The 8,777-nt window shown below is 48.2% G+C and carries 5 protein-coding genes, 4 tRNA genes and 3 pseudogenes; 2 read left to right on the forward strand and 10 right to left on the reverse strand.

The genetic code is table 11. From position 1 onward, the window contains the following. Positions 1-7: 7 nt before the first annotated feature. Complete coding sequence (gene hemX, locus BG74_RS06965; protein WP_244267413.1) at positions 8-1,123, forward strand: uroporphyrinogen-III C-methyltransferase; 1,116 nt, start codon at positions 8-10, stop codon at positions 1,121-1,123. Further along, positions 1,023-2,256, forward strand: a pseudogene (locus BG74_RS06970) (heme biosynthesis HemY N-terminal domain-containing protein). Before hemX ends, BG74_RS06970 begins: the two are co-directional and overlap by 101 nt. Before the next feature lie 169 nt (positions 2,257-2,425). On the opposite strand, the pseudogene BG74_RS19210 reads toward BG74_RS06970, so the two are convergent. From BG74_RS19210 to wecG, 10 genes and pseudogenes are all read right to left on the reverse strand, one after another. After that, positions 2,426-3,269: pseudogene (locus BG74_RS19210) on the reverse strand (fumarylacetoacetate hydrolase family protein). Between the two features lie 614 nt (positions 3,270-3,883). Continuing rightward, positions 3,884-4,114 (reverse strand): hypothetical protein, encoded by a 231-nt coding sequence (locus tag BG74_RS06980; RefSeq protein ID WP_066597494.1) that lies wholly within the window; start codon positions 4,112-4,114, stop codon positions 3,884-3,886. Between the two features lie 126 nt (positions 4,115-4,240). Next, complete coding sequence (locus BG74_RS06985) at positions 4,241-4,486, reverse strand: hypothetical protein (RefSeq protein ID WP_066597495.1); 246 nt, start codon at positions 4,484-4,486, stop codon at positions 4,241-4,243. A 786-nt stretch (positions 4,487-5,272) separates the two neighbouring features. Further along, positions 5,273-5,546 (reverse strand): annotated as a pseudogene (locus BG74_RS11340) (class II fructose-bisphosphate aldolase); the annotation flags it as partial. 89 nt (positions 5,547-5,635) lie between these two features. Next, positions 5,636-5,887 carry a DegT/DnrJ/EryC1/StrS family aminotransferase gene (locus BG74_RS19735; RefSeq protein WP_066597497.1) on the reverse strand — a complete coding sequence of 84 codons (252 nt, stop codon included), beginning with the start codon at positions 5,885-5,887 and terminating at the stop codon, positions 5,636-5,638. A gap of 1,692 nt (positions 5,888-7,579) precedes the next feature. Then, positions 7,580-7,653: transfer RNA gene (locus BG74_RS07005), tRNA-Pro, on the reverse strand. A 78-nt stretch (positions 7,654-7,731) separates the two neighbouring features. Then, a tRNA-Leu gene (locus BG74_RS07010) sits at positions 7,732-7,820 on the reverse strand. Between the two features lie 11 nt (positions 7,821-7,831). Then, positions 7,832-7,907, reverse strand: a tRNA-His gene (locus BG74_RS07015). A 67-nt stretch (positions 7,908-7,974) separates the two neighbouring features. Beyond that, positions 7,975-8,048: transfer RNA gene (locus BG74_RS07020), tRNA-Arg, on the reverse strand. A 121-nt stretch (positions 8,049-8,169) separates the two neighbouring features. Then, a partial coding sequence (gene wecG / locus BG74_RS07025; RefSeq protein WP_187202762.1) for a lipopolysaccharide N-acetylmannosaminouronosyltransferase occupies positions 8,170-8,777 on the reverse strand: 608 nt, incomplete at its 5' end.

Genomic DNA, 8,777 nt, shown 5'->3' on the forward strand with positions numbered 1-8,777 from the left:
GACACCGATACTAGCAACGGCGGCCCTAGTCATTACCGTTTTGCTAGCGATTAGCGTCTATATCGCCGCGCAGCTGCAGGCGCATCAACAAGAGGCGGCGTACGCGCAGCTGCAGGCGAGTCTCGATAAGCTCAATCAAGTGCAGCAAACACAATACCAGCAATACCAGGAATCACTAGCTGCCCATAGAAAAGTGCTAGACGCTGCGCGTGCGCATCAGGAGTCCCAGGGGCGTGAGATGGAAGATTTGCAGAAAAAATTGACGGCAATCACCGGGACCAACGCCAATACTTGGCTGCTGTCACAGGCGGATTTCCTGGTGAAAATAGCCGGACGCAAATTGTGGAGCGACCAAGATGTCGTCACCGCTGGCGCACTGCTGAAAATCGCTGACGCCAGTCTGGCGCAAATGAACGATCCCAGCCTGACCGAGGCGCGGCGTGCGATTACCGAGGATATTGGCACGCTAGCCGGCGTCAGTCAGATAGACTTCGATGGTATTATCTTAAAACTCAACCAGTTGACCAATCAGGTGGATAACCTGCAGCTGGCGGATAACGACAGCGATAAATCCCCTATAGATAGCGACAGCGGCGAATTATCGGGGTCAATTCAAGAGTGGCGGAAGAACCTCAGCAAGAGCTGGCATAATTTCATGAACGATTTTATTACAGTGCGCCGCCGCGATACCGGCACCGAACCGCTGCTGTCGCCGAATCAGGATGTCTACCTGCGGGAAAATATTCGCGCCAGGCTGCTGGTCGCCGCCCAGGCAGTGCCGCGCCATCATAATGAAATCTATCAGCAATCTCTTGACTCCGTGTCCACCTGGGTGCGTGTCTACTTCGATGCCGACGATGCCAATACCCGCGCTTTTCTGAGCCAGCTTGACGCTTTAGTCCAGGAGGATATCGCCATGAACCTGCCGGATAGCCTGCAAAGCCAGCTGTTGCTGGATAAACTGATGCAGACCAGAGTACACAATCTGCTAGCCCAGTCGGGCCGCACAGGGAGAATAAAAGATGATCAAGATGTTATTGCTATTCATCCTACTGTTCGCGGGCATTGTGCTCGGCCCGTTGGTCTCCGGTCATCAGGGATATGTACTGATCCAGACCGATAATTACAATATTGAAACCAGCGTCACCGGTCTAGTGATTATTTTAATCCTGACGTTTATCGTTTTGTTTATCATCGAGTGGGTAATCCGCCGGCTGTTCCGGACCTGGGCGCGTACCCGCAGCTGGTTTAACAGCCGCAAAAATCATCGCTCCCGCAAGCACACCCGGGCGGCGCTGATGAAGCTGGCCGAAGGGGATTACCGTCAGGTGGAAAAGCTCCTGGCGCGCAACACAGATCACGGTGATCAGCCGGTGGTCAACTATCTCCTAGTGACGGAAGCCGCACAAAATCTTGGGGACGATTTACGTACTAATTATATCTAGCCAGCGCGGCGACACAGTGGCGGACAACGATAAATTACCGGTATACACATTACCCGGGTGCATATCCAACTCACTCGCCATGAGGACCATGTCACCCGCTACGGCGTCGACCATCTGCTGGAAACCGTTCCGCGCCATCCAGAAGTGCTGCTCCTGGCGGAATAGGCGTTCATTCGCACGCACTCCTGGCAATCGCTATTAGATATTCTGCAGACAATGCGCAAAGTTCAGGTGTACGATGAGGCGACAATAGACCGCCTACGGTGTCAAGCCCTTAATGGGCTGATGGACAAAATTATGGAAAATCAGGACAGAGAGGGGCTGAACCGCGCTGGTGGCGAGATCAAAGCCGGAAGGTGCGCAACGATGCCTCCTCCCTACAGATGGCGTTGGCCGAACACTTTATCGAATGCAACGTTACGACGCTGCGCATCGTCTCATTGTTAAAGTGCTTAAATATCGCGCTGACTTTAAATATCGCGCTGCCGATGAACTGCTGCTGCCTCTCCTGAAGAGAGGCGACCCTGAGCAGGCGGAGAAAGCGCTGTGGCTGCAAATCTGTCAGCAGGGGCACGCCGCTTTTGAGTAGTACGCTGAGACACGCGCTGCGCTTAAACAGCGTCTGGATACCCATTATTACGCCTGGCTGGCGGATGTGCTCGACCGGCTGCATAAGCCGGAGGAGTCAGTGCAGATGTGTCGCGAGGGTTTAATGCTGACGCTAGCCGAGCTGCCAAGCAAAATGTCTGCCCAGGTCTACGCGCCCTCACCACCCATACGCCTGCAAACGACGCCAGAGCAGAGCCGGTGAAAATGCTCCACAGATCCCAGTCCTTAAGACATCATAGCTGGAGCGGCATCGCGCTCCGGCTATGATGTCTACCCGCCTTAGCATGGTGCCGCGTTTTCCCTTGCCTCCTTTCCGGCACGAGAGGGGCCACTTTATCTATGACGTTGTGGCGCATGGCCGTTCGTCAGTCCTACACCGTCAATTGCATCTGTTCGCCGAGTCCCTCAACGCCCAACTGCAGCCATTGGCCAGCCTGCAAGAAGACCAGCTGCGGTTTTTTCCCCATCCCTATACCGGGGGCATGACGGTGTAGGAATAATATCGCCCGGCAACAGATGCATGAATCGGCTCAGGTAACTGATAATCTATTTGACGGAGAAAATCATCGTCGCCATGGGGCCCCGATTGATAGCACTTACCATCCACTTCTAACTAAAGCTGCATTGTCTGTGGATCAGCGATCTCATCGGCGGCGGTCGTCACCAAGCCATGGACAGAAACTATCATAGCTCTTACTTTTATCCCAGTTCCCCTCGCTCCAACTACCAGTTCCGCTCAGACACATCGTTCACCACGCAATAGCCTGCCACGTGCCTCAGGGAGTTTTGTTCGGGGATATCTTAGCCGCCTTGACCGATCACCATGCTAATCTCCACCTCCCAATCTGTTTTCAGCGAGCCACGCGGAATTATGCAGCGCATCATAAAGGGCCTCTGATAGTGGTGATCCATTTATTAAATACGATAGGCTCAGTAGGGATTACCGCACTGGTTTAGGCCGTATGATCGGCATAATTCAAACCGATACAGACGAATTTACCTACCCGGACGACGCAGGGACTAATGCCTGGATCGCCCGCCACCTTTAACAGCGTAGCAGGATCAAGGGCGCGAAGGCAAGCAAGCGCCGCCTGCAATAACGTCTCGCTGGCGATATCCTCTATCACTCCGGCGAGTGAAAAAAGTTGTCCGTTCCTATCCAAGAGTGCCGGACGACGTTCTTTAGGCCGGCGGACCGTAATGTAATAGCTTTATCTATCACGTAATAGCTTTATCTATCGCCTCCTTGCCAGCGAGTGAAATAAAAGCACTAAAGACCCGTGCCAGACAGCGGGCCTATTCCTTTAGAGTGCAGCTTGAAGAAAATTGCTTGGAGATGAAAAAGACCGGACAGTTCATTTTTGCTTTCTACCAACTTGTAGTTATAGCGAAACACCTAACGACGTAGGGAACTTGCTTATTAGCCTAGGGTCGGAACGGGACGTTCCAGGTGCCACCAGTTTTTTTCTGTACCCACAGAGCCAATCCCACCCACGGGACAGCCTTTCCTGACTAACAACGGCGCATTTGCTCGCGCATAAACTCTACCCGCCAGTGCGCAGCAAACGGCATCTGTATTCCCGCACGAGGTATACCACTGGCGTGACCTCAAGAGCTATAACGCCTGGCCGGTAACCATATGACAGCAATGCCCAGTTTTTACACCCACCAAAGCGTCCAGCGATCGTTTTCCACAATCGGTCGTCCCGCCGGCAAGAGCACAAGGAATAAGCAATCATCTTCCCCAGCGCTTCATCACTTCATTCATGCAGGATTGAGCTAGATACAGCCGCGCAAATCCGCTGCCAACGTGGCGCTAATCGGCGCACTCACGGCGCGTCTCCCAAAATTATGGTGGTCTGGGGGCGTAGTTCAAATCCTACCGCCATTAACGCCACCTTAATCGTAGCGTAGAAAGGGTAGCGCTCCCTTTCAAAGGAGGCCAACTGCAGGAACAGATCGAAAAACCAGCCGCGCATATGCTCGGGCGATCCTGGTAAGAAGATATATTTCGGCGTCCGATCCCAAATCAGCAGAACTCCCCGGAGCAGATGCTCCATGCTCCATGCAAGAACGGGTACGGCAGATCGAAATTATGAATGAGAGCTTGGACGAAAACGATATCCTGACTAGCGTCTTCCAGCCTGGTAGCGGCCGCGAGTCGCCCTGCACAAAATAGACATTGATCAATCCCCGCACGGTTTCCTAGGCATCTTGCAACATCTGCGCAGAAAAATCGACGCAGGCAGGTAACCTACCGGGGAGTCTAACCTGGCCCAAGTAGCGCTATAAATGCCGCTGCCGTAGACGATATTGGCAATCACTTTACCGGCGGGATCCACCCGATGTTGAATAAAATCTCCCCAGTCGGCATAAGCTACGCAGCGAGCATAGGTACATTGATTAGAGTCAACATGAAAATCAATTGCCATATATGTATACCTCCTCCACTGGGAAAAGACGTAGCAAGGATTATCCTAGCCAGGCCGCACAAGATTAACCAGGATTACCTGATCACGTCGACGCCTGCCAGTTCAGCATAGAAAATATGAGGCGCCTGCCTTGCGCAACAGCAAGAGCATTGTACCGCGCGGTCGGAGACAGCACCGATAGAGCAATGAGTCAAATATCGTCTATGGCACGCTGGTATGCATGAAGCCATTCAACACCTCGCAATAGTGATCCTGCATGTGCGGATCATGTTCGGTTTCCAGACGCTCAAGCAATACCGTTAAAATCAATGTATGGGCTACGACGGGGACGGCCAGTCATTACATTTCATCAATAATCGTCGTCAGCAGACCGTCTACCTCTGCCGCCTCAGAGCGGACGGAAGCGTATCGGCATAGGCGATCGACTATTCTGTTTCAATGTTTACGCTGTTCATTAAACCTCTCTTAAGTCACCTGCCACCGGCCTTTCCGCGGTAGATAAAGGCGTTGTTTACGATGGTAGTCCGGAAAGTGTGCGCCGTCGCTATCGACTGTAACACCGACTCCAGCGAATTAACTTTAGACGGGGTTAGTAGTTTTTCAATACAAAACCGGTAAAAAATACTTTTCCTACTACGGGAACTGGACTCACCGCGTGACTTTTGACGCCTACCAACTCGGGGGGCAGGGTTCTGAATCCAGCTAGTTTAGCGGCTCACATTGCCCCGCGCACCGGTTGACGGTATCCATCGCGCAATGACGTGGAGGCTTTAATAAAGATAGGTCTTACGAGGGAACTGAACAGCGCAGTGCCATTTTGTTGCGAATCACCTCGCGAGCCGCCAGAATCGATTCTGGATAAGTCGAGTTCGGATCCAATTAACTTTCTCGGCTTGAATATCTAGCGCGCTTTTTGGAAGTAAGCAAACTTCATATATCTAAAAATATTGATTTTGCTCACCCACATAGTTACGTCCTCCGCTATTTCGACATCCAGATTGGATGAGCTGCCGTGCAGTACCAGAGGTATCGACACACGCTGTGAAATATAGCGCAGAATATCGTCTGCAGCGCCAGCTTAACATCCTTCTGGGTAGTAATGAATTTTTCAGCGTCACAGAAACGACTAATATTAATGTTATTCAATAGTTATCCCATGCCGTCTACCGAATCCAATATAAGCTTTATATTATGTACTTTAGCTATCTTTTCTAGAGCCAGGCAATCCTCAGGCACATCAAAAATCTGGACCGCGAGTATCGCTTCAGTCTGGTTGGTTATTTTTTGCATGAGATCTATTATACTTATATTATACGTATCCGGACAAAAATTAACAAACACTATTTTGGCCCTAGCTAGTATAATCGCATTAGCAGATGTATAAAATATAAAAGACGACACCAAGACTTCCTATGTTATACTAAGCGCTTTCAAGGTAAAAGCCTGGAAAATCGTTGCCGACGATAACTCGAAGACATTCATTTGTGCGTCCTTGCTATACGATTTTTCCTTGTCTTCGTATGCTTGTAAATATTTTTCTTTGGTCAGCATTCTGGAGATTAATATTTCTGCTATGTTCTATTTTAATTTAGCAACAGAGTGAATATATAGTTTCAGGAAAGGTATTTTTTGGAAAAGATTATTCTTCCTACTAAGAATAGCTAGTTTATCTATCATTACAGTCTTCTGACGAGAATGTTATATTACATTATTTTGATATTACTAAAAATATTTATATTGTGATAAGGAATCAAATAGCTCTTCATCAGCATTTCAATCTATTTTATATTTTTATTTAAGTCATATTTATCAGTAAACCATACTTTATTCCTGATACTTGAAAAGTCCACTCTATAACTTCGATTATCGATAATGGATTCGTCACTTTTCACGATAATGCCATGTATGCAGGAGCAGATAAAATTTCCCAGTCTAGATAGACTGATATTTAATTTGTTATCACCGATATTGAAAACTTCCCCGATGATTTTTTCTTTCGTAGTAGCTAAAAATATTGCTATAGATCGAGCCACATATTTATAATGAATAAACGGCCACCATTATTCCCATCCATGAATTATATGTTCCCTCCTGTTAACTATATTAGTGGTCATATGATTGACCTCCAAATCAAACCACATTTTCCTTGAAGCACTGAATATGGTTTCGAATCTGCATATTGTGATGGCTATATTCTCTTTGTAAGCCTGTGCAATGTCTTCATATTTAATTTTTTTTCAGAATGACAGTCAACTGGATTCAGCTTTGACCGCTGAGTAAAAACATCGTCAATATAATCGTACACGTTATATCTTGAGGAAAAAAGTATATTTTTTACTTTTAACTTTTCTGCAATGTTAAATATCTTGCGTATAGCAAATCATGTTAACTTTATCACAAACTTCTTTGTCAAAAGAGCACGCTGGATTATCGATAACTCCGACCAGATGAACAATTTTATCAATATTGCTGACTGCCTTTCAGAGATGTACCCTAACTTGTGTGTCCTCTTGTTGCATCTCGAAATGGTTTAACTCATAAAATAGTATAACCCGGACATACCAAAGGTACTATTATTAATAATATGAACCGTATATCACTAAGAAAAAAGGAGTTAAATCAAGTGTGTACCAATATAATCCCGCGCCGCCTGTAACGAGAATTCTTTCCATATTCCTTTCTCCCTTTACATTTGTTTACTAACCCTTCCTACATTGGCAGCGATATCCATTAGTCTATTACGGCTAACATGTGTGAAATCTTTTTCATGCAATAAAAATTTTTAATTAGTTAATTTTATATAATTAAATATTATTTTTAATAAATAATTATATAATTTTATATTTTAATAATTAAATTAATATTTTATTTATATAATAAGGAGAACGGGGATCGTGTTTTCACAGTCTCATTTTTCTATTCATAAGTGTGAATTGATACACATTTGCTGGCTTAAGGCCAAAATATGCAAAACGGTTTTTTGACGGAAACATAGGAAGATGTTGGCAAAAAACAGCAAGCCATCATGACTTGCTACTATCTTTTACGACTTTTTCTAGCTACCACCGCGCAACAAGACTTTTGAGAATATGATCGGCGAGAGAGGATTCGAACCTCCGACCCACTGGTCCCAAACCAGTTGCGCTACCAAGCTGCGCTACCCGCCGAAGTGATAAGCTGCGTGTGCCCTTGAACAGATTCAAGCGGGTTGCCAATGGGCAGGTAATACTGACAATCTAAGGATGTGGTGCGAAGAGAGGGGCTTGAACCCTCACGTCCGTTTAAGGACACTAACACCTGAAGCTAGCGCGTCTACCAATTCCGCCACCTTCGCGTGCCCACTAATGGGGTGACTGATGGGACTCGAACCCACGACAACTGGAACCACAATCCAGGGCTCTACCAGCTGAGCTACAATCACCATTACTGAATTACTATCGCAATGCGGTATTATGACTTAACCACGGCTCTACGCACAAACGTGATGACGCGCCCGACAGGATTCGAACCTGAGACCTCTGCCTCCGGAGGGCAGCGCTCTATCCAGCTGAGCTACGGGCACCCAGCGCCGTTTCGGGTGGGGATAATACGGATTTACACGCCGCCTGTCTAGTGGTTATTCAAAGAAATAATGCGTTTAGTTACCCTTTACTCACTTGAGTCGCCACTATACCTTTCGCCCGCTATAGGCGTCCGCTGATGTGATAGCCCAGGTAACGCAAAAGTTTAAGCTGACGCTGCAGGCGCGACGGCTGGCTTAACAGTCGGTAAAACCATTCCAGCCCCAAATCCTGCCACACTTTGGGAGCGCGCTTGACGTGGCCGGTAAACACGTCATAAGTACCCCCTACACCCATATATAGCGCCGCAGGATATACTCGTCGACATGCCTGCATAAGTTGCTCCTGGCGCGGCGATCCCATGGCGACAGTGACAATAGAGGCTCCGCTAGCGCGGATGCGTTCTATCAGCGCCGGCTGTACATCGGCGGTGAAATAGCCATTTTTCCTGCCGACTATATTCACATTCCAGCGCGCTCGCAGCTGCGCCTCAGTCTGCATCAGCACCACCGGACGGCCGCCTAGCAAAAATACCGGCACGCTTTCCCGGCCAGCGCGCGCCATGAGATCTTCCCATAAATCCGAACCCGCGATACGGCTTACCTCGGCATGGTGATATTTGCGGCGAATGGAGCGTACTATGCTGATGCCGTCGGCATACTTATATTCCGCCTCGTCAAGCAGCTGTTTCAGCACCGCATCCCGCTCGGCGATTAGGACTTTCTCGGCAT

It is taken from the genome of Sodalis-like endosymbiont of Proechinophthirus fluctus, from assembly GCF_001602625.1.
Classification (GTDB): domain Bacteria; phylum Pseudomonadota; class Gammaproteobacteria; order Enterobacterales; family Enterobacteriaceae.